The 21,589-nt window shown below is 53.5% G+C and carries 15 protein-coding genes; 14 read left to right on the forward strand and 1 reads right to left on the reverse strand.

The window, feature by feature from the left end:
- Positions 1-12 precede the first annotated feature (12 nt).
- Positions 13-1,836, forward strand: a complete 1,824-nt coding sequence (gene asmA, locus LC417_RS00260; RefSeq protein ID WP_111534039.1) for an outer membrane assembly protein AsmA — start codon at positions 13-15, stop codon at positions 1,834-1,836.
- Between the two features lie 30 nt (positions 1,837-1,866).
- Here asmA and LC417_RS00265 read toward each other — a convergent pair whose 3' ends face one another.
- On the reverse strand, positions 1,867-3,438 hold the full coding sequence (locus LC417_RS00265) for a TerC family protein (RefSeq protein ID WP_223565314.1): 1,572 nt from the start codon (positions 3,436-3,438) through the stop codon (positions 1,867-1,869).
- A gap of 795 nt (positions 3,439-4,233) precedes the next feature.
- On the opposite strand from LC417_RS00265, the gene wbaP reads away from it, so the two are divergent.
- The 13 genes from wbaP to galF all read left to right on the forward strand — a co-directional run bounded on the left by wbaP (position 4,234) and on the right by galF (position 21,558).
- Entirely contained in the window at positions 4,234-5,667 is a 1,434-nt protein-coding gene (gene wbaP, locus LC417_RS00270) for an undecaprenyl-phosphate galactose phosphotransferase WbaP (protein ID WP_010248148.1), read from the forward strand.
- Positions 5,668-5,954: 287 nt separating this feature from the next.
- Positions 5,955-7,094, forward strand: a complete 1,140-nt coding sequence (locus LC417_RS00275; RefSeq protein WP_010248145.1) for a polysaccharide export protein — start codon at positions 5,955-5,957, stop codon at positions 7,092-7,094.
- A 9-nt stretch (positions 7,095-7,103) separates the two neighbouring features.
- Positions 7,104-7,538 carry a protein-tyrosine-phosphatase gene (locus LC417_RS00280; protein WP_010248142.1) on the forward strand — a complete coding sequence of 145 codons (435 nt, stop codon included), beginning with the start codon at positions 7,104-7,106 and terminating at the stop codon, positions 7,536-7,538.
- Positions 7,539-7,550: 12 nt separating this feature from the next.
- Positions 7,551-9,728 (forward strand): tyrosine-protein kinase Wzc, encoded by a 2,178-nt coding sequence (wzc, locus tag LC417_RS00285; RefSeq protein WP_010248139.1) that lies wholly within the window; start codon positions 7,551-7,553, stop codon positions 9,726-9,728.
- Between the two features lie 277 nt (positions 9,729-10,005).
- On the forward strand, positions 10,006-11,142 hold the full coding sequence (locus tag LC417_RS00290) for an EpsG family protein (RefSeq protein ID WP_010248137.1): 1,137 nt from the start codon (positions 10,006-10,008) through the stop codon (positions 11,140-11,142).
- A 128-nt stretch (positions 11,143-11,270) separates the two neighbouring features.
- The gene (locus LC417_RS00295; RefSeq protein WP_010248134.1) at positions 11,271-12,188 is read left to right on the forward strand and encodes a glycosyltransferase family 2 protein; all 918 of its coding nucleotides are present in this window, start codon (positions 11,271-11,273) and stop codon (positions 12,186-12,188) included.
- A gap of 69 nt (positions 12,189-12,257) precedes the next feature.
- A complete protein-coding gene (locus LC417_RS00300; RefSeq protein WP_010670978.1) occupies positions 12,258-13,010 on the forward strand; it encodes a glycosyltransferase family 2 protein in 753 nt (250 codons plus the stop codon).
- 46 nt (positions 13,011-13,056) lie between these two features.
- Complete coding sequence (locus LC417_RS00305) at positions 13,057-14,091, forward strand: glycosyltransferase (protein ID WP_010670977.1); 1,035 nt, start codon at positions 13,057-13,059, stop codon at positions 14,089-14,091.
- Between the two features lie 82 nt (positions 14,092-14,173).
- Positions 14,174-16,390: a phage tailspike protein gene (locus LC417_RS00310; RefSeq protein ID WP_010248126.1), complete on the forward strand. Its 2,217-nt coding sequence runs from the start codon at positions 14,174-14,176 to the stop codon at positions 16,388-16,390.
- A gap of 159 nt (positions 16,391-16,549) precedes the next feature.
- Positions 16,550-17,812: a colanic acid biosynthesis pyruvyl transferase WcaK gene (wcaK, locus tag LC417_RS00315; protein WP_010248124.1), complete on the forward strand. Its 1,263-nt coding sequence runs from the start codon at positions 16,550-16,552 to the stop codon at positions 17,810-17,812.
- A gap of 4 nt (positions 17,813-17,816) precedes the next feature.
- The gene (locus tag LC417_RS00320; protein WP_010248122.1) at positions 17,817-19,040 is read left to right on the forward strand and encodes a glycosyltransferase; all 1,224 of its coding nucleotides are present in this window, start codon (positions 17,817-17,819) and stop codon (positions 19,038-19,040) included.
- Positions 19,037-20,377: a lipopolysaccharide biosynthesis protein gene (locus LC417_RS00325; RefSeq protein ID WP_010248120.1), complete on the forward strand. Its 1,341-nt coding sequence runs from the start codon at positions 19,037-19,039 to the stop codon at positions 20,375-20,377. Before LC417_RS00320 ends, LC417_RS00325 begins: the two co-directional genes overlap by 4 nt.
- 278 nt (positions 20,378-20,655) lie before the next feature.
- On the forward strand, positions 20,656-21,558 hold the full coding sequence (galF, locus tag LC417_RS00330) for a UTP--glucose-1-phosphate uridylyltransferase GalF (RefSeq protein ID WP_010248118.1): 903 nt from the start codon (positions 20,656-20,658) through the stop codon (positions 21,556-21,558).
- Positions 21,559-21,589 lie beyond the last annotated feature (31 nt).

The following is a 21,589-nucleotide window of genomic DNA, read 5'->3' on the forward strand; positions in this document are numbered from 1 at the left end:
TCTGAGGATGTAATGAAAAGAGTGATAACCACGCTGGCCATCCTGTTAGTGGTGGTCGTAACGGGAATGAGCGCGCTGGTGCTGCTGGTCAATCCCAACGACTTTCGTGCCTATATGGTGCAGCAGGTCGAACAACGCAGTGGTTATCGCCTTGAGGTCAGCAGCGATCTGCGCTGGCACGTCTGGCCTCAGCTCAGCATTCTGGCCGGCCGGATGAGTCTTACCGCGCCGGGTGCCAGCCAGCCGATGGTCTCGGCGGAAAACATGCGGCTGGATGTTGATCTCTGGCCACTGTTATCCCATCAGCTCAGCGTCAGCCAGGTGATGCTGAAAAATGCGATAGTGCGTGTGACGCCAGATAGCCGCGCGCAGCGTGCCAGAAATGCGCCTCAGGGTCCGCGTGATGCGGAGCCGGCTTCGCCTTCCAGCGGCTGGTCATTTGATATCGCTAAACTGCGGGTAGCAGACAGTCTGTTGATCTGGCAGCAGCCAGGCGGCGACGAGTATAATTTCCGCGACCTCAACATTAATATGGAACAGGACGCGAACAAGCTGGCGACCCTGTCGCTGAGCACCACGCTGATGCGCAACCAGCGCAACGCCACACTGAATCTCAAAGGCCAGCTGGATGCCGCGCAATATCCCCATCGCCTCAGCGGCCAGTTGCAGCAGCTTGATTACACCTTGTCCGGCGCCGACATTCCGGCCCAGGGGATCAAAGGCTCGCTGAGCCTGCAGGGCGAGTGGGATGGCGACCGCCAGCAGCTCTCCTTCAGTAATCTGCAGCTCACCGCCAATGACAGCACCCTGACCGGGCAGGGCAGTGGCCATATTGCGCCACCGCAGCAGCTGGCGCTGGATCTGAAAGCCAGCAACCTTAACGTCGATAATTTACTCACCAGTGCGCCCGTCTCTGACGCACCTGGCGTGCAGCACGCCACCGTGGCCCGTTCGCCGGTAATAGCTGCGCCGCGGGAACGCAGCAACGCCGACTCTCCGCTGAATGACCTGGATCTGGCGCTGAAGTTACAGGCTGACAATGCGGTATGGCGCGGACTCTCTCTGACCAGTCTTTCGGTGAACGCCAGCAATCAGCAGGGAGTGATGACGCTGAAGACGCTCAGCGGCAAGCTGGGCAATGGCAGCTTCTCAATTCCCGGCAGTATCGATATACGTCAGCCAGAGACGCGGGTCAGCCTTAAACCCCAACTCCGGTTAATTGCGATTCAGCCGCTGCTTAAAGCGTTTGAACTGCCGGAAAGTGTGCAGGGGAACCTGAGTCTGGATGGCGACCTGTCGGGTGATACGCTGACGGTCGAAGCAGCCAAACGTCGCTGGCAGGGCAGGGCGACCATCAGCGCCAGCAACCTGAAGCTGGCAGAGCTGAATCTGCAGCAGATGGTGCAGCGTGCCGTGGCGCGGGTCAGCGATAAGGTCAGCAGCGATCAGGCGGTGGATGAGGGGATTGAGTCGATTAGCGCACAGGTGGCGCTGAATAAGGGCGTACTCAGCTTCAGCGATATCAATGGCAACGGCCAGAATCTGGGCCTGCAGGGTGCGGGCAAAGTCGACATGGTGCAGCAACAGCTGGATATGACTCTGGGGCTGAAAATCAGCGGCTGGCGTGGCGATGATGCGCTGGTGAAGGCGCTCTCCAGTCAGCCGGTTCCGCTGCGCATGTATGGTCGCTGGGACAGCCTGCAATACTCTCTGCCGGTGGATGACGTTCTGCGTAACCGGCTGCAGAGTGAGGCGAAATCACGGCTGAATCAGTGGATCGATCGCCAGAAAGAGGGCGAGAACAAAGAGAACCTGAAGAAAATCATGCGCCCGTAACGGGCGCATTTCCTTCTGCCTGCTAATCGCTCAGACCTCGTAACTGATATCGGGCTGCAGCAGGATCTCGACTTTCTGCACCCGATGATTTTCGACCTGCAGCGTTCGCAGCAGATAGTCACCCAGTTGCAACACTTCGCCTTCCTGAGGGATGTGTTGCAGCTTATCCATCAGTAATCCCGCCAGCGTATGATAGTCACCCTGCTCATCGAGCGGCAATTTCACATAGAGCGCCAGATCTTCCAGCGGCATATGACCGTTAGCAATCCAGTGACCTTCATCCTGAATCTGAATATCGTAGCGAGCATCGATTTCACCCGCCTCATTCGGCAGATTGCCGGCGATGGTCTCCATTACATCGCTCAGCGTCACCACGCCTTCCACCGAACCAAACTCATCAACCACAAAGGCGAAGTGAGTATGGGCCTGACGAAACTGTTCCAGCGCCTGCAGCACCGTCAGCCGTTCAGGAAAGACCAGCGGCTGTCGAATCAGGGTGCGTAAATCCAGGGAATTGTGGTGCAGTGACTGGTGCAGCAGATCGATAACGTGAACCACGCCCAGCGGTTCGCTGGAGTGATCTGTGATCAGTATTCGCGTGTGCTGATTGCGGTCGAGGCGCGACATAATCTCTGCCGGATCATCACTGAGATCGATATGTTCGACGTCGTGGCGCGAGGTCATGATGCTGTTAATGTGGCGCTGACCCATGCCCAGTACGCGGGCAATCATCACCCGTTCCTGCCGGTTAAACAGCATGCTGTCATCGCTGTCAGCAATCAGTGACGAAGTTTTCGCATCCAGTTCCGCCGGTTCTGCCGCGCCGCGCAGCAGGCGTAACACCGCTTCCGCCGTGCGCTGGCGTAGCGGACGACCGGCCGACAGCACCCGACGACGATTAAAGTGCGCCAGCTGGTTCAGTGCCTCAATGACCACCGAGAAGCCGATTGCCGCATAGAGGTAGCCTTTGGGGATCACAAAGCCAAAGCCTTCTGCCACCAGGCTGAAGCCGATCATCAGCAGAAAGCTTAAGCAGAGGATCACAATCGTCGGATGGTTGTTCACGAAGCGGGTTAACGGCTTGCTGGCGAGCAGCATCAGCAGAATGGCGATGGTGACCGCAATCATCATGACCGGTAAGTCATTAACCATGCCGACGGCAGTAATTACCGCATCCAGCGAGAAGATGGCATCCAGCACCACGATTTGCGCCACCACCGGCCAGAATTTAGCGCCGCCTTTTTGTTGACCGGACGCCTCATCACCCCCTTCAAGACGCTCATTCAACTCTGTGGTGGCTTTAAATAGCAGGAAAATCCCGCCTGTCAGCAACAGTAAATCGCGCGCACTGAAGGGGTGGCCCATAAGCGTAATCCAGGGTTCTTTCAGCGTAACCAGCCAGGAAAGCGATGCCAGCAGCAATAATCGGCACAATAACGCCAGCAGCAGTCCAATCACGCGCGCGCGGTCGCGAAGCGGTCCTGGAAGCTTCTCAACCAGGATGGCGATGAAGATCAGATTGTCGATGCCTAAAACCAGTTCCAGAACGATTAGCGTTACTAATCCCGCCCATAGCGAGGGATCTGCAATTACCTCCAGCATGCGTTGTTCACCTGAATGTCTTAAATTGAGTTTTCTCTGATGATAGTGGAGTGCGAAGCCACGTACAAATGGCAGGGCAGGGGGCATGTTCTCAGATAACCGCGCTATATCGTGCAAAATATGAACATAATAGTGTGACGCTTTGATTAACTTCACAGGGCGCAGTAGAGATAATTCTTAGTCATTGGCTGACAGGAAAGAGATATTCACCTGCCGGGCTTATGCGATTTATCTCATCGGGAGTATGGCATTAATCCGAATTTTGAAGAAAGGATTGCACTGCCCGTCAGGCCTCAATACTAATTGCTGGTAGTCTTTTTCCTAAAATAGTCCAGGGATGGCGGGACCTGCTTGTAAACAAGCCAGTAATAACTAGTATAGCAACAAGTTAGCAAACTCTGCCCCAGAGTCGTAATCTGCGTACCTATTCGACATTAATCGCAATGTCACGAATGAGTAATTCGCCTGTGAACGTCTGTATGATGCGTTGCGGTAACGCTAACACATTACGGGGAGCATTATGAATGATGACAGCGATATTGGCAGCGACAGCCAAGGGCGGTAGCGTGCCCGAATCGCGTTTTTGTTGATAAAGTGAGCAGCGCTGGCGGTGGTTAAGTCAGAGTAATCTGTTGGTATTCATCACGATATTATTGGTTTCATGGTTAAGATCATTGGCGTAAACGCCGCAGGAGCTCCCCTTAGAAACGGCTCACTCTGGAGAGGTTTCGTCGCTTAATGATTAAACAGGCGATAGCCGTTGCGGGTTTAAGGAAATAAAATAAAGAGTTAAATATGCGCGATACAGAATTTACGTTTAAAAGTCTTATTACCAAATTAATGCTGGCATGTTCAGACTTAATTTGTTTCAACGCAGCGTTCTTTTTGGCGATGATGCTAATTAATTTGCAGTCAGATTCGCCGCTGGCAGATATTTCTGAAAAAGAAATGAATTTAAAAATTGCCACACACATTTGTCTGTCGGTAATTTGTATTGGCTGGTTCTGGGTAAGGCTGCGTCACTACACTTACCGCAAACCTTTCTGGTTCGAATTAAAAGAAGTTTTTCGTACCATTCTTATATTTTCTGTTATCGACCTGTCGATTACCGCCCTGTCGCAGTGGCAGATGTCGCGTTTCGTCTGGTTACTGACCTGGATCCTGGCGCTGATTTTAATTCCGACCTGCCGCGCGCTTTCTAAACGTCTGCTGAATAAAAATGGCTTGTGGAAAAAACAGACCATTATTATCGGCAGCAGCAAAAATGCGCATGAAGCCTGGCAGGCGCTGCAAAGCGAAGAGGTCATGGGTTTTGACGTTATCGCCTTCTATGACGTTGATGGAACCTGTCCGCAGGAGATCATGAACGGCGTGCCGGTGCTGCGCGACGAGCAGGAGCTCTGGAGCCTCACCAACAGCGAAACGCAGTTTATCGTTGCCGTTGAGTATGAGCAGAGTCAGTACCGTGATGTCTGGCTTAAATCGCTGGCGATGCACAACTGCCGTTCAGTGTCAGTGATCCCAACCCTGCGTGGTGTACCGCTCTACGGTACCGACATGGCCTATATCTTCAGCCATGAAGTGATGATCCTGCGGGTTCAGAACAACCTGGCTAAACGCACGTCGCGCTTCCTGAAGCGGGCATTCGATATCGTGGGTGCGCTCTCGATTATCCTGATGCTGATGCCAGCGCTGCTGGTACTGGGCTTCCTGGTGGGTCGTGACGGTGGACCACCGATTTATGGTCACGAGCGTGTGGGAATGAATGGCCGTAAATTCAAATGCCTGAAATTCCGCTCGATGGTCATTAATTCAAAAGAAGTGCTGGAAGAGGTACTTCGTACCGATCCGATTGCCCGTGCGGAATGGGATAAAGATTTCAAACTCAAAAATGATCCACGTATTACTAAAGTGGGCCACTTCATCCGTAAAACAAGCCTCGATGAGCTCCCTCAGCTCTGGAACGTGGTGCGCGGTGATATGAGTCTGGTCGGACCGCGTCCGGTCATTGAAGATGAACTCTGTCGTTATGCCGGTGATGTTGATTATTACCTGATGGCAAAGCCAGGCATGACGGGATTGTGGCAGGTCAGCGGTCGTAATGATGTTGACTATGAAACCCGCGTCTATTTCGACTCGTGGTACGTGAAAAACTGGTCACTGTGGAACGACATCGCGATTCTGTTTAAAACAGTGGGCGTGGTGTTGAAACGCGATGGTGCCTATTAATCGTGAGTCGGAATGAGCGCGTTAATGCGCGCTCAGAGGTGTTTTGCCGTTGTCAGGCGTGTCGTTGATAGTGGCCATCATCAGGGATATCGCTGTGCATCCATAGTCCGCTATGATGCGTGGCGTTCAGGGTACACCCTGGTAGATGGCCGCTACTTATAACAAGTGGAGCAAGGATAATGAACGACAGGTTCAGTGCTTAAGTCAGGTAGGATTTACTTTTTGTTGGACGCTTACACAGCGGCGGTTTCGCCTCTATCAATAAATAACTGATAGCGAAGATCTAAATGATTACAATCAAAATGAAATTGATACCCTTGCTGGTATCCGCCACATTCCTTAGCGGGTGTACGATCGAACCAGGTTCTCACCTTTCTACATCAGGAAAAGATGTTGTTGAACAGCAGGATAGCAACTTTGACATCGATAAATATGTCAACGTCTTCCCGTTAACGCCTTCACTGGTTGAAAGGATGCGTCCGAAGCCACTGGTGGCTCAGACGAATCCTGCCCTGCAGAACGAAATTCAGAACTACGAATACCGCATCGGTGTGGGCGATGTCCTGACCGTAACGGTCTGGGACCACCCGGAACTGACCACCCCAGCGGGTCAGTACCGAAGCGCCAGCGACACCGGTAACTGGGTGCATTCTGACGGCACCATTTTCTATCCCTACATCGGTCGTGTGCGTGTAGCGGGCCGTACCGTCGGCGAAGTACGTGACGAAGTGTCACGTCGTCTGGCTCAGTACATTGAAAGCCCACAGGTTGATGTCAGCATCGCCTCGTTCAAATCACAGAAAACCTATGTGACGGGTTCAGTGACCACTTCAGGTCAGCAGCCCATCACCAACGTTCCGTTGACGGTGCTGGATGCGATCAACGCCGCTGGCGGCCTGGCCGCTGATGCTGACTGGCGCAACGTGGTGCTGACGCACAACGGTCGTGAACAGCGCATCTCTCTGCAGGCACTGATGCAGAATGGTGACCTGAGCCAGAACCACCTCCTCTATCCAGGCGATATTCTTTACGTTCCGCGTAACGATGATCTGAAAATCTTCGTGATGGGTGAAGTGAAGCAGCAGACTACCCTGAAAATGGACCGTAGCGGCATGACGCTGGCGGAAGCACTGGGCAATGCGGCCGGGATGGATCAAACCACCTCTGACGCCACCGGTGTATTCGTTATCCGTCCACTGCACGGCACCGATCGCAACAAGATTGCCAACATCTATCAGTTGAACACCAAAGATGCGGCATCCATGGTGATGGGAACCGATTTCCAGCTCCAGCCTTACGACATCGTTTATGTCACCTCTACGCCGCTGACGCGCTGGAACCGTGTGATTGGGCAGTTGATACCGACCATCGCAGGTATCAACGATGCAACACAGGCCGCATCGCGTATCCGTACCTGGGGTAATTAAGGTCCCGTCATGATTAAGTCCGTGTTAGTCGTTTGCGTCGGCAACATCTGCCGCTCTCCTACCGGAGAGCGCCTGTTTAAACGTGCGCTGCCTGATTTAGACGTTCGCTCTGCCGGCCTGGGGGCGCTGGTCGGCCACCCGGCCGACAAGACGGCGTCTGAAGTCGCTGCTGCGCAGGGTCTGTCGCTGGAAGGACATGAGGCGCAACAGTTGACGGCAGAGATGTGCCGCAACGTTGACCTGATTCTGGTGATGGAAAAGCGACATATTGAACAGGTGAATCGCATCGACCCGGCCGCGCGTGGCAAAACCATGCTGCTTGGGCACTGGCTCAATCAGAAAGAAATTGCGGATCCGTACAGAAAAAGCCGTGAGGCCTTTGAAGAGATTTACGGATTACTGGAAAACGCTACCCAGAAGTGGGTGAACGTATTAAGCCGATAGTTGGGATTATCCATGAATATAAAAAATAAGGTCAGAACCGCGCCGGGAGAGGATTCGAATGGATGGGATCTGGCGCATCTTGTGGGACAGCTAATTGATCATCGCTGGATCATTGTTGCCGTTACCGCTTTTTTCATGCTGGCGGGAACACTCTACACACTGTTTGCAACACCCATTTATAGCGCAGATGCGTTAGTTCAGGTTGAGCAGAAGAATGCCAGCACCGTTCTGAACGAAATTGACAGCATTCTGCCACCGACACCAGCCTCTGATACGGAAATCGAGATTCTGGAATCCCGTATGGTCATCGGCAAAACCGTTGACGATCTGGGTCTGGATACCGTCGTTGAGCAGAACTATTTCCCGGTTATCGGTAAAGGTCTGTCGCGCCTGATGGGCAACAAACCCGCCAGTATCGCGATTTCGCGCCTGGAAATCCCACGCACTATCGACAAACGTAACGTTGAACTGGAAGTGACCGGTCCGGATAGCTACACCGTCTCAAAAGATGGCGATGAGCTGTTCAAAGGTAAAGTCGGCCAGCTGGAGTCGCACGGCGACATCAGCATGCTGGTCAGCGAGATTCACGCTGATGAAGGCACCAGCTTCACCGTGACCAAGCTGAATAACCTGCAGGCGATCCGTTCAGTGCTCTCTAACCTGACCGTGGCAGACAAAGGTAAAGATACCGGCGTGCTGGGTCTGGAGTATCTGGGTGAAGATCCAGAGCAGATCAGTAAAGTGCTGAACCAGATTGTGAATAACTATCTGTTACAGAACGTTGAGCGCAAGTCAGCGCAGGCAGAGAAAAGCCTGGAGTTCTTGCGCACTCAGCTGCCTGCCGTGCGCAGCAAGCTGGATGAAGCGGAAGACAAGCTGAACACCTTCCGTCGTCAGAACGAATCTGTTGACCTGTCACTGGAAGCGAAATCCGCTCTGGACTCCTCTGTCAGCGTGCAGAGTCAGCTGAACGAACTGACCTTCCGTGAAGCCGAAGTCTCTCAGCTGTTTACCAAAGATCACCCGACGTATCGCGCGCTGCTTGAAAAACGCAAAACGCTGGAAGGTGAGCAGGCTCAGCTGAACAAGAAAATTGCTGGCATGCCACAGACTCAGCAGGAAATCCTGCGTCTGACCCGTGACGTTCAGTCTGGTCAGGAGATCTACATGCAGCTGCTGAACCGTCAGCAGGAGCTGGGTATCAGTAAAGCGAGCACCGTGGGTGATGTCCGCATCATCGATGGCGCGCAGACCGCTAACTCGCCTGTTGCACCGAAGAAGCTGCTGATCATCGCCGCGAGCCTGATTTTCGGTCTGTTTGTGTCAGTGGGTCTGGTTCTGCTGAAAGCGCTGCTGCATCACGGCATTGAGAACCCGGATCAGCTGGAAGAGCTGGGCATGAATGTCTATGCCAGCGTTCCACTGTCAGACTGGCAGCGTAAGAAGGATACCGAAGCCCTGGCGCGTCGTGGCAGCAAGGTGAAAACCGATCCGCACGAAACGCTGCTGGCGCTGGGTAATCCGACTGACCTCTCCATCGAAGCGATTCGTAGCCTGCGTACCAGCCTGCACTTCGCGATGATGGAAGCGAAAAACAACATCCTGATGATCACCGGTGCCAGCCCGGGTATTGGTAAAACCTTTATCTGTGCCAACCTGGCGACCCTGGTCGCGAAAGCGGGTCAGCGTGTTCTGTTTATCGATGGCGACATGCGTCGTGGTTACACCCACGAACTGCTGGGCGCAGATAACAAATCAGGTCTGTCCAACGTGCTGTCCGGTAAAACTGAGTTCAGCCCGGCGCTGATTCAGCAGGGCGTGTACGGTTTCGACTTCCTGCCACGTGGGCAGGTTCCGCCGAACCCGTCTGAGCTGCTGATGCATCGTCGCATGGGTGAGCTGCTGGAGTGGGCGAGCAAGAACTACGACCTGGTGTTAATCGATACGCCGCCAATCCTGGCCGTCACCGATGCCTCTATCATCGGTAAGCTGGCCGGCACCTCACTGATGGTGGCGCGTTTCGAAGCCAACACCACCAAAGAAGTGGACGTCAGCTTCAAACGCTTTGCCCAGAACGGTATTGAGATTAAAGGTGTGATCCTCAACGCCGTGGTGCGTAAAGCCGCTAATGCGTATGGCTATGGGTATGACTACTACGCCTATGACTACGGCAAGACGAACAAAAGCTGATCATTGAGCAATAAAACAGGGGGCGGTCTGACCGCCCCTTTTTATCGTCCCTTTGAATGACGACACGCATCAATTTACACAGGTTATTCTGTCCAAACCCACAAAAGCGATACATCTATAAATCGCATGGCGAGCGTCACTCAACAGAATTCATCACCAGCAGGCATCGCCCGCACGCAATTTGTGACCGTGCAATCAGACTCGCTGTAAAGCCAGTCGGGAAGGCGAAGCGTGATTATTGCTGGCATGAGAACTTGTGGAATTAAGGAATCACACCATGGCTCCATATTGGTATGTATCAGGCTTTTTACTGCTGCTTTCGCTGTTTGAAATAGCGCTAAAAAAAGACGAACGCACAAATTATATTCTGACCTGGCTACTCTGTTTTGCCGCCGTGACTTTGATTATTTTCGGGGGAATACGCGGTCTTGGTACCGGCATGGATGACTTTCAGTACCGGAGCTTCTTCGAAGACTTTGTAAGACGTATTGAGATTAATGGCTTCTTTAATACCGTTGCGTTTTTCCGTTACGAACCGCTGATTTTTGCGATGGCCTGGCTCACCAGCCTGTTTTCGCACAATGCCAGCATTTTCCTGTTTGTCTTCTGCGCCATTGCCGTTTCCATCAATACCTGGTTTTTCAGGAAGATGTCTCCGTATCCGGTGCTGGCGCTGGTGCTCTATTCGGCGCACATCTTTATCAACAAAGACATTAACCAGATTCGCTTTGGCCTGAGTTCTGCGCTGTTCCTTGGCGTTCTCTGGTCGATCTATCTCAAGCGCTACTGGTGGGCATTTGCCTTCTTTATTCTGTCGTTCACGAGCCATAACACCGGTGTCATGGTGGTGACGCTTGTGCCGTTCCTGTTTATCCGGGACTGGCGCTGGTGGCCGGTCATTATCATCGTTGCCAGTCTGCCACTATCGGTTGTGGGCGGCTCGGGCTTTATTGCCCTGATTGCCGGTCATCTGGGATCGCTGGGAGAGAGGGCATCGGGCTATAACAATGACCCTTCCTATGCAATGGGTGGCAGCATCCTGGCCGTATCGAACCTGAAAAACATCATGCTGGTGTTTGTCTTCTTCTATTTCATGCTGACCGATAAGCTGAAGCGCGAGAATTACGCCCAGTATCGCCTTAACTATCTGCTGATTTTAAGTTTTGCCATCGGCGGAGCGATCAGGATCTTCCTGTATAACTTCCCGTCAGGTTCGCGCCTGTCCAACTATCTGCAGCAGGTCGAGCCGATCATCCTGACCTCGCTGATTTATCAGGCAAGGCGATCCTGGAAGCCAGCGCTGTATGCCATGCTGGTGTTCTTCCTGCTCTATTACCTCTACTACAACACCATTTCAACCAAACAGGCCGTTACCGGTTATGAAGTGGCGCGGGAGTTTTGGCTGATCCACTAATCAATCTGACGACCGCCCCTGGGTGACGAGTTTCACCCAGGGGCGGTCGTCGGTCAGAACACAGGTTTTTCATCGACCGTTGTCGAATGAACTGTTTATTTTTGAACTACTTTAATGAGGTGCTGGCAATGAAGGACATTCGTTTCTCCATCGTAATTCCGGCTTATAACGCGTCAGAATCGATTGTCACGACGCTGGATTGCGTTAAAGCACAAACGTATCGCAATTTCGAAGTCATCATCGTTGATGATAAATCTGCGGATGCCGCCGCGCTGGCGGATGTGGTGCGCAGCGAACGCTACCGGGATCTCGATATCAATCTGGTGCTCTCCGAGGTCAAACTCAACGGCGCTGGTGCGCGTAACAAAGGCATTGAGCTGGCGACCGGTGACTACGTCAGCTTCCTTGACGCCGATGATGAGTGGGCCGCGGACAAACTGCAGCAGGTGAGCGAAAAAATTGCTCAGCTGGACGCGCAGGGCAAAAAGAATTTCGTCATTTTCAGCCAGGTGAATATCTATCAGGATGGCACGTTCCTGAAAGTGATGCCGATGCAGCCGCCAGGCAAAAATGAAACGGTCGCGGAGTATCTGTTCGGCTGCTACGGCTTTATCCAGACCAGCACCATTGTGCTGAAGCGGGAAGACGCGGCAAAAATTCAGTTCGATACCCGCTACATCCGTCATCAGGATTATGATTTCTGCATTCGTGCCGACCGCATGGGCTATGACTTTGTGATGATCGCCGCACCGCTGGCGAACTACCATCTGGTCACTAAGTTTGGCTCGAAACACAAAGGCGAATCGGTGAACTACTCGATGTTCTGGCTCGATAGCATGAAGCCGCATCTGACCCCGCGTGACATCCACACCTACAAAGCTTTTAAGCTGCCGCTGCGCTACAAGATGGATGGTAAGTCGCTGATGGCAAGCCTGAGCTTTGCGCGCTACTTCTTCCTCACCAACAAAGACAACCGTGCTTATTTTATGAACCGGGTAAAAGACAAGGTCAAAGCACGTTTCGGCGGTGAGAAAGCGATCTCCTGACGCGCGCCGCGCCTCGCTCTGCTCCTGATGCCAGGAGCGACTCTTTTTACGATTAATTCAGGGTTGAAGATGAATACTTCTGTTGGAACCGTTGGCATTGTCATGCCTATGTATAATGCACGTCAGACGGTGTTACGCGCGGTGCAATCGGTTATCAATCAGCACTATACCGACTGGCATCTCTATCTGGTCAACGATAAATCGACCGATGACTCGCTGGAATTTGTGCGTGAGCATTGTCAGGATCCGCGCATTACCATTCTGGATAACGCGGTCAACATGGGCGCAGCAGAAACCCGAAATGTCGGGCTGCGCGCGGCCACTGAAGAGATTATCGCCTTTCTCGACAGCGACGATGAGTGGCATGCGGATAAGCTGACCCAGCAGGTCGCTGCCATCGCGGCCGGCGATGATTTTGTGATTACCGAATATCACTATAAAACCCGCAAGGCTGAGCACGACATTACCTACGGCAAACCTTATTTGCAGCAGGAAAACTTTGTGAAGAAGCAGTATCGCGTCTGCTTCTCCTCCGTCTGTTTCCGCCGTCCGCCGCAGGGGCTTTTCTTCCAGCGCAAAGGCCACGAAGATTTCCTGTTTTTGTATGAATTATTCACCCGCTATAAGCAGGCGCGCGTAATTCAGACGATTCTGGTCAACTATTACGAATTAGGCGATTCCCTTTCCCGTAATAAGAACAAAGCGGCCCAGTGGCACCTTGAATTATTAAGAATTATCTATAAAAACAATCCTTTAAAAATCTATTACTATTACGCCTGGTATATGGTGAATGGTGTGCTGTTTACCCTTAAGCATCGTTAAGCCTGTCGGCAGGATTGTCTTTAAAATTTGAGGTGGATAGCGTTTCATGAAAAAAATTGTCCTGGTGATCAAAGATGCTTATTCGTATGCGGGCACCGAGAACATCTGTAACTTCATGTCAGAGTGTCTTGGCGAGACCCATGAAGTCACCATCTACTCGCTGGAAGGCAGTGGAAAAACCTTTTACCCGTTTGAGCACGTCAAACAGATCGTCAGCTTTGAAGGGCAGAGCAATCCGATCAAAAGCGCGGTTGCCCGGATTCACGAAGAGGGTTTCGATACCGTCTTCCTGATCAGCATGGGCCGCCTGAGCGTGATGTTCGCTTTCTGGAATCTGCTGGCGATGAAGAAGAAGCGGGGCAAAGCCTACGCCTGCGAACACATCGCCATTAACTCCTTCAGCAAACCGATTAAGTTCCTCAAGTTTCTGCTGCTGCGCTACTACGACCGCGTGATTGTTCTGACCGACAAAGATCATCAGGTGTTCAGCCGCTGGCGCATTCCCAGCAAGCAAATCCCCAACCCGGTGGTTTACAAAGACTATCAGCGCCAGACCCGTCATCGCCAGGCGCTGGCCGTAGGCCGTCTGGATAACCAGAAGGGCTTTGACCTGATGCTGGATATCTGGCGCGACTTCGCCCGCAGCCATCCTGACTGGACGCTGGTGATTGCCGGTGACGGTGAACTGCGTCAGCAACTGCATGACCAGGCGGCGGTGCTGGGCATCACCGACAGCGTGAAGTTTGTCGGTAAGGTCAGCAATATCAACGACTACTATCGCGACAGCGATATGGCGCTGATGACCTCGCGCTATGAAGGATTGCCACTGGTGCTGCTGGAAGCAAAATCCTGGTCACTGCCGGTAGTGGCATATGACTGCCCGACCGGTCCACAGGAGATCATCAATCACGGGGAAGATGGTTTCCTGGTTCCGATGAACGACAAAGCCACGTTTCTGGCCCGAATGGAGCAGCTCGCCAGCGATGACGCGCTGTTCTATGCCATGAGCGAAAAAACGAAACAGACCGCGCTGAAATTCGACGGTAATCAGATTAAGCAAAGCTGGCTGTCATTGGTTTAACCGGAGCTGGAAAAGCTCACTTGCGACGTGCCTCAGGGACACCGCCATGGCCAATGGCCTTATTGACTACGGGAATTGATGCATGAAAAGAAGAGAAGTTTTACAGACCGCCGCCTCCGCTCTGGTGGGGGCTCTCTCCGTGAGCACCTTTTCCAGCTACGCTGCAAAAAGTAACGGTATCGCCCTGAAGCCGGTTGATGCCACTGACGTGCCTAAAGGCGACGTGCCAATTCTGACCCCGGAAAATGTCTACGCCATGCCACCGCAGTTCTGGCAGGGTTTTGAAGGCAAACTCTGGATTGGTAAAGCAGGTGCAGATGCCAGCAAACCGGGCAACCAGATCCCGGTCTTCCTGCGTGATGCCAGCGGCAAAGTGTCGGAGATTGCTCAGCCTATCGCGCTGAACAAAGGCAACTTTGCCCAGTTTATTCAGGACAATGCTGCGCTGATTGCCAATCCGTCGCATTCGATGGCAGTTGAAGACAGCAGTGGTCAGACGCTGTTCAACATCGCAGATGTCAGCCGTCCGGGCGCTGCAGATTTCAGCCAGCGTCTGGCGCAGCCCGCGGGTTATCAGCTGATTGGTGAGATCCCGTCCGTAGCGGAGTTACGCAAAACCCGTCCGCTGTTTGAAGGGGCTAAGGTTAAGCTGAAAAGCTGGCATGAAGGACGGGAGGTCGGCGGCGGCGAGTTTGTCGGCAGCTTCCAGCCCGCTCAGAATGATGGCGGCGTAAACTTTGCCGGTGAGGGCTTTTCCTGGCGTCGCGTGGTAGACGATTTTAACCGCCTGACCCTGTTTGATTTCGGTGCGATTGCCGATGGCAAAACCGATACGGCACCCGCCATTATGGCGATGTTCCAGTGGTCACAGCAGGCTAACCAGCAAATCTGTGTCCAGTTCCCGGCCGGTACCTTCATGGTCTCAGCCTGTAACCTTGGCGATAAGTATCTCAACTTCTTCCGCATGTCCGGTGCGATGGTAAACTTCGGCTACTTCCCGGCGACCACGATTGTCTCGGATGGTAAGTCAGAGTTCGTCTTTGAGATGAATGCACGTCGGGTTGAGCTTTCCAACCTGAACTTTAACGGCAACAGCGATAAAAGCCCCAACAAGCAGGGCTTTTTCCATAACAACTGCCCTGGCGGACAATATTTCCGTGGTGCCTGCCTGCGCTTTAACGCAGTCGGCGGCACCGCCATCAGCCTGCAGGATACTCTGGATTGTAAAATCGACCAGTGGTACGCCTCACGCTGCAGCGGCGATGTGATCAAATCGGGCTGGTCAGGTCAGAAGCAGGGCAAATGGGACCACAGCACTGCGATTGAGCTGTCGAACTTCAATGCGCAGTACTGTCGTGGTGGCAAAGTCCTCAACCTGCCGCGCTGCGGCCAGTCGATTATCCATAATGGCTGGATTGAGCACTGTGATAACCCGGGCGATCTCTCCAACGGTCAGTGGATTGTCGATGCGCTGAGCCTGGAGGATTGTAAGAATCCGCTGATCGCGCATAACACGCGCCTGAATATGCGCCAGACCAGCCTGCAGTCGGGCAGCTGGATCGACAACTCCATGCAGGGCGACCGTCTGCTCAGCATCTGGGAGATGGGATCGACCCGCGTGGAGTCCTATGGCGTCGCGCTGGATGGCAGCCTGAAGTACAACTACATCACCTCGCGCTGGCGTTTAGAGAACAACACGAATCAGGAAACCTGGTTTGATCTCGGCAGCCTCTACTCCCCGACCGTGGGTGATTCGTGGGAGATCGAAATTTTTGGTCAGTCGCAGTTCAGCAACGGCAGTGGCGATAAGCCGCTGATGGACCTGATCGGTGACAAGACCACCGGTGGCCGCGCGATGATCCACGTACAGCGCAAAAAAGATCGCTCTGAAGCGAGCTGGTCGGCCGAAGGCAGCAGCCCGATTGTCGATGTGCGCTATGTGGCTGAGCATGACACCGATGTCCGCATCTTCGTCAAACTGGCGGGCTGGACGCCGTCGGTGGCCGTGCTGGTGAAAACCACCGGTAAAGATCGCTTTGTCACCGGTCGCTGTGCGCGCGTTAACGCGAAGATGGAGAAGGGCAATCCTCCGGCGGGCGACGCGACTAAACGCGCGCCGCAGCGCTTCAGCCTGCACAACGGCAAAGCGGGCGTGGGCGCTAATGAGCAGGGCGACCTGCTGATGGCTTCCCGTCCGCTCTCCGCCGATCAGGTCGATACCAGCAAGCCAGAAGGTTTTGTTTCCGTCGTGATCAACGGCAAACAGGTCGCACTGCCTTACTTCGCAATCAAGTCGTAACACCTTGCATCACGGCCGCCACAATGGAGGCGGCCGGTTTTAACAGGAGCACTACCTTTGGGTGCGTTATCCCGTAAAGCATTACTTTAAACAGAGTTCATTTTGCCCATTGCGGATCTGGGCGGCTTACAGAATTAAAAAAATTCATTCGGAGTTGTTATGAAAATTTTATTGGTGGGTAACCATACGTGTGGAAATCGCGGGGATGGCGCGATTCTTCGTGGACTGATTGATTCAATGAAGTCTGCACGCAGTGATTTAGAAATTGATGTTATAAGCCGTTATCCAACCAGCTCCGGTTATCTGCTTCAGCAGGATATTAAGCAGGATGCGCTGTATCTGCACAACAGCAAATCAGGCAAAGGTCTGGTCGGTTCGTTCAAGCGTAAAGTCGCGAACCGCCTGATGCCTGATATCATGATGGCGCATCTGGGCAAGGGCGGGATCTTTAAGTCGTTCGCTGTACCCCCGCACCTGAAGGCGTTTACTGACAGCTTGGCAAAATATGATGCGATTATTCAGGTTGGCGGATCGTTCTTCGTTGACCTCTATGGTGTGACCCAGTTTGACCATGCCCTCTGTGCGCTGATGGCGAAAAAGCCGATCTACCTGATCGGTCACTCGGTGGGGCCGTTCCAGAACCCGCGCGTCAATGCGCTGGCAAACTTTGTCTTTGATCGGGTCGACAGCCTGGTGCTGCGTGAATCGGTCAGTCTTGACCTGATGAAGCGCGATGGCGTGACCAGTTCTAAAGTCGCGTCTGGCGTTGATACCGCTTTCCTGGTGCGGGCACGCGAAGTCGAAAATCCGAGCCATAACCTGCTCTACTGGCAGGGCATTATCGATGGACGTAAAACCATCGCGATCACCGTGCGTGAACTGGCACCGTTTGATAAACGTCTGGGTGTGACGCAGAAAGAGTATGAAGCGGCATTTGGCCGGGTGATCAATGCCATGATTGCTGAAGGCTATCAGGTTGTGGCGTTCTCAACCTGTACCGGCATCGACAGCTATGCCAAAGATGACCGCATGGTTGCACTGACCCTGCGTGACCACGTGACGCAGCCTGAACATTACCATGTCATTATGGATGAGTTTAATGACCTGGAACTGGGCATCCTGCTGAATCATTGTCATCTGACCATTGGTACCCGCCTGCACTCGGCGATTATCTCCATGAACTTTGGCACCCCGGCTGTGGCGATCAACTACGAGCACAAGTCGATGGGTGTGATGAACCAGCTTGGTCTGCCGCAGATGGCAACCGATGTGAAAAGCCTGATGGATGGCTCGCTAATCGACAAGGTGAAAACTGTGCTTGCCGATTACGATAACATCAAGCTTAAGGTCGACACGGCCGTTGCGAATGAAAGGGAAATTGGCAACCGGATCACTGAAGAGATTCTCAAAGTATTAGGGTAATGTGATGAAACTGACTTTTTTCACCATGCGTTTCCCGGTTGCCTCTGAGACATTCGTATTAAATCAGGTAACCCACTTTATTGATGCCGGTTACGAGGTGGAGATTATTTCAGTCTTTCCCGGCGATTTAGTGAACCGGCATGCCGCTTTTGATGAGTATGGTCTGGCGGCGAAGACGCATTATCTGCTGCCGGAAGAGAAGATCTCGATTGTCGATAAGCTGAACCAGCGTATCAAGCTGGTGCTGCCAAAAGTGACGAAGCCGTCGCTGCTGCGGTCGCTGAATGTGCGCCGTTATGGCGCGCAGTCCAGCAAACTGCTGCTGCCGTCGATTGTGGCGAATGCAAAACAGACCTTCACCGCAGATGTGTTCCTGGTGCATTTCGGCTATGCAGGTGCCCTGGCGAACAAGCTGCGTGAGCTGGGCGTGCTCAAGGGTAAACAGGCGACCGTGTTTCACGGCGCCGATATTTCCCGTCGTCACATTCTGGAAGAGCACAAACTCGACTATGTGAATCTGTTCCGCCAGAGTGAGCTGATGCTGCCTATCAGCAATCTGTGGAAGAACAAGCTGATTGAGATGGGCTGCCCGCCGGAAAAAATTCACGTTACGCGTATGGGCATTGAGCCGGAGAAGTTTAACTTCCAGCCGCGCCAGGCGTTTCAGACGCCGCTGCGTATCGTTTCGGTGGCTCGTCTGACCGAGAAGAAAGGGCTGGATGTGGCGGTCAAAGCCAGCGCCATCCTGAAGCAGCGTGGCGGTCAGTTTCAGTACACCATTATCGGTAACGGCGATCAGGATGAGATGATGCGTGATTTCATCGCCCGCGAGGGGATGGAAGATTGCGTCAGCATGCCGGGCTTTAAACCGCAGGAGGAGATCCGTCGCGCGCTGAGTGAGGCTGACATCTTCCTGCTGCCCTCCAAAACCGCCGCAGATGGCGATATGGAAGGTATTCCGGTTGCACTGATGGAGGCGATGGCGGTCGGCCTGCCGGTGGTCTCAACCTTCCACAGCGGCATTCCGGAGCTGATCGAAAACAACGTATCTGGCTGGCTGGTGGAAGAGGACGATCCTGAGGCGCTGGCGGAGACGCTGCTGAAGCTCTCTCAGGGTGAAGTGGATGTGGCGCCCGTGGTCGCGGCCGCCCGTCACAAAGTTGAGACTGAATTTAATCAGCATATCGCCTACGGCGAACTGGCACAGATTCTGGAGCGACTGGTGTGAGTGGATTTAAGTCACAGGCGATTTGGCTGTTCGGTAGCACCTGCTTTTCTGCGGTGCTGCAGGTTGCACAGCTAAGCTTTCTCGCCCGCAAACTGGAAACCCACGAGCTGGGTCTGTTAGCCATCATCAACGCCATCCTGGCGGTGGCGGGTGTGCTGCAGGATATGGGGATGAGCAGTTATCTGGTGCATCGCCAGAACATTACCCGTCGTGAGCAGAGCACTATCTACTGGGTGAACGTCTCACTCAGCTTGTGTACTGGCCTGATCATGCTGCTGATCGCCTTCCCGGTCTCCTGGTTCTATCATCTGCCGGAGCTGGTGGGTCTGATCATGCTGACCAGCCTCAACTTCCTGGTGCTGGGGCATCTGTCGCAGTATCAGGCGCACTACATCAAAACCAAGCGGATGGTTTCGCTGGCGAAGATTGAGATGGGCACCAAGCTGTTTGCCTTCCTCTGTGTGGTGGCGATGCTGGAGTTCACCTCGCTCACCGTAGCGGCGGCGATTCTCGGTCTGTTTATTAACGCCTTTACCCGCATCCTCTGCATGATTGCGCTGGGTGAGAAGTCGTGGCGTCCGACCTGGGAGTTCGATAAAGCGACCTTTATCGGTGCGATTCGCTACGGCAGCTATCAGCTCGGCTCGCAGACCATTAACCAGCTGCGAACCCAGGCCGATGCGCTGGTGGTCGGTAAAGTGATGGGCGCCGAGATGCTGGGTGTTTACTCGCTGGCGAAAGAGCTGGTGCTGCAACCGCTGAAGCTGGTGACGCCGGTGATTAACCGTCTGGCACTGCCGCGCTTTGCAGAGAAGCAGCACGATGCCGAGCAGCTGAAGAAGCTGTTCCTCAAAGGCACGCTGGGGATCATGCTGTTCAGCAGCGCGATGTACCTGGTGATTGGCATCTTCTCGCCGGTTATCGTTCGTGTTCTCTACGGCGCATCCCACGAGCAGGTCTATCATCTGATTCCGCTGATGCTGCTGTTTGGTATGCTGCGGCCGATGGGCGGACTGACCGGGGCAATTTCCCAGGCCAACGGACGGACCAACGTTGAGTTCTACTGGAACATCGTGGCGAGTATTGTGGTTCTGGCGGTGCTGGCAACCACCTTTATCTGGCCGAACGTGCTCTATGTGGCGCTGACGCTTTCCATCTCGCAGATTCTGATCTCGGCACTGGCTCATCCGTTCTTTATTAAGCCGGTGATTGGCATTCGGTTTATCCCTTATGCCCGGCAGTGGGTGGCGGTGTCGGTGGTATTTGTCGGCATAATGCTGCTGGTCAATCACTTTAATCTGTTTGTGATGCCAGAGTGGTTTGAAGGCTGGTTGTAATCACAATTGCGTTATATCAACGGGCGGCCTCAGGGTCGCCCGTTTTCATTTATGGCTGGTCTCAGCCGCGCGGCGACCAGGGGTGGAAATAACAGAGGCGATATTCGATTACTGATTGTCTTTATTCAGTTTATGCCGTTGCTGGCAATGGGCAAAATGCCGAATTTCCAAGTTATGACAGAGAGTTACTGTCCGATTTTCAGATAAAGATTATACTTGCTCTTCCGGCCGATCCTGCATAATCGACCCACATCTTCATTTTATTAAACGGAATAAATATGACCAAGCTTAAAGCAGTAATCCCGGTTGCGGGCCTCGGTATGCATATGCTCCCTGCGACTAAAGCCATTCCGAAAGAGATGCTGCCTGTCGTCGACAAACCGATGATCCAGTACATCATTGACGAGTGTGTTGCCGCGGGTATTAAAGAGATTGTGCTGGTCACGCATGCATCGAAAAATGCCGTAGAAAACCATTTCGACACCACCTATGAGCTCGAAGCGCTGCTTGAAGCGCGCGTGAAGCGTCAGCTGCTGAGCGAAGTGCAGTCTATCTGCCCGCCAGGCGTGACTATCATGAACGTGCGCCAGGCGCAGCCGCTGGGTCTGGGCCACTCGATTCTCTGTGCCCGTCCGATGATCGGTGATAATCCGTTTGTGGTCGTGCTGCCAGACGTCCTGCTGGATGACTCCACCGCTGACCACATGCGTTACAATCTCGCAGCAATGGTTGCCCGTTTTGAAGAGACCGGCCACAGCCAGGTCCTGGCGCAGCATATGCCCGCGTCCAATCTCACTGAGTACTCGGTAATCACCACTGCAGAGCCGATTGATCACCCTGGCGATATCAGCACCATTACCGATTTCGTTGAGAAGCCTGAAGATACCGCCGGACTGAACTCTGACCTGGCTGCGGTAGGCCGCTATGTCCTTTCTGCTGATATCTGGGCGGAACTGGAGCGCACTGAGCCAGGCGCGTGGGGCCGTATCCAGCTGACCGATGCCATCGCCAGCCTGAGCAAACATAAAACCGTTGATGTTTCGCTGCTGACCGGCCACAGTTTTGACTGTGGTCGTAAGCTCGGTTACATGCAGGCGTTTGTCTCTTACGGCCTGCGCAGCAACGCGCAGGGTCGCGATTTCCGCGAAGCTATCCAGACCATCCTCGCAAAACAACAGTAATTTATTTGCCGCGTCCTGCGCGGCAGATTGA

Source organism: Pantoea sp. OVA07A (assembly GCF_019969975.1).
In the GTDB taxonomy this organism is placed as follows: domain Bacteria; phylum Pseudomonadota; class Gammaproteobacteria; order Enterobacterales; family Enterobacteriaceae; genus Pantoea; species Pantoea agglomerans.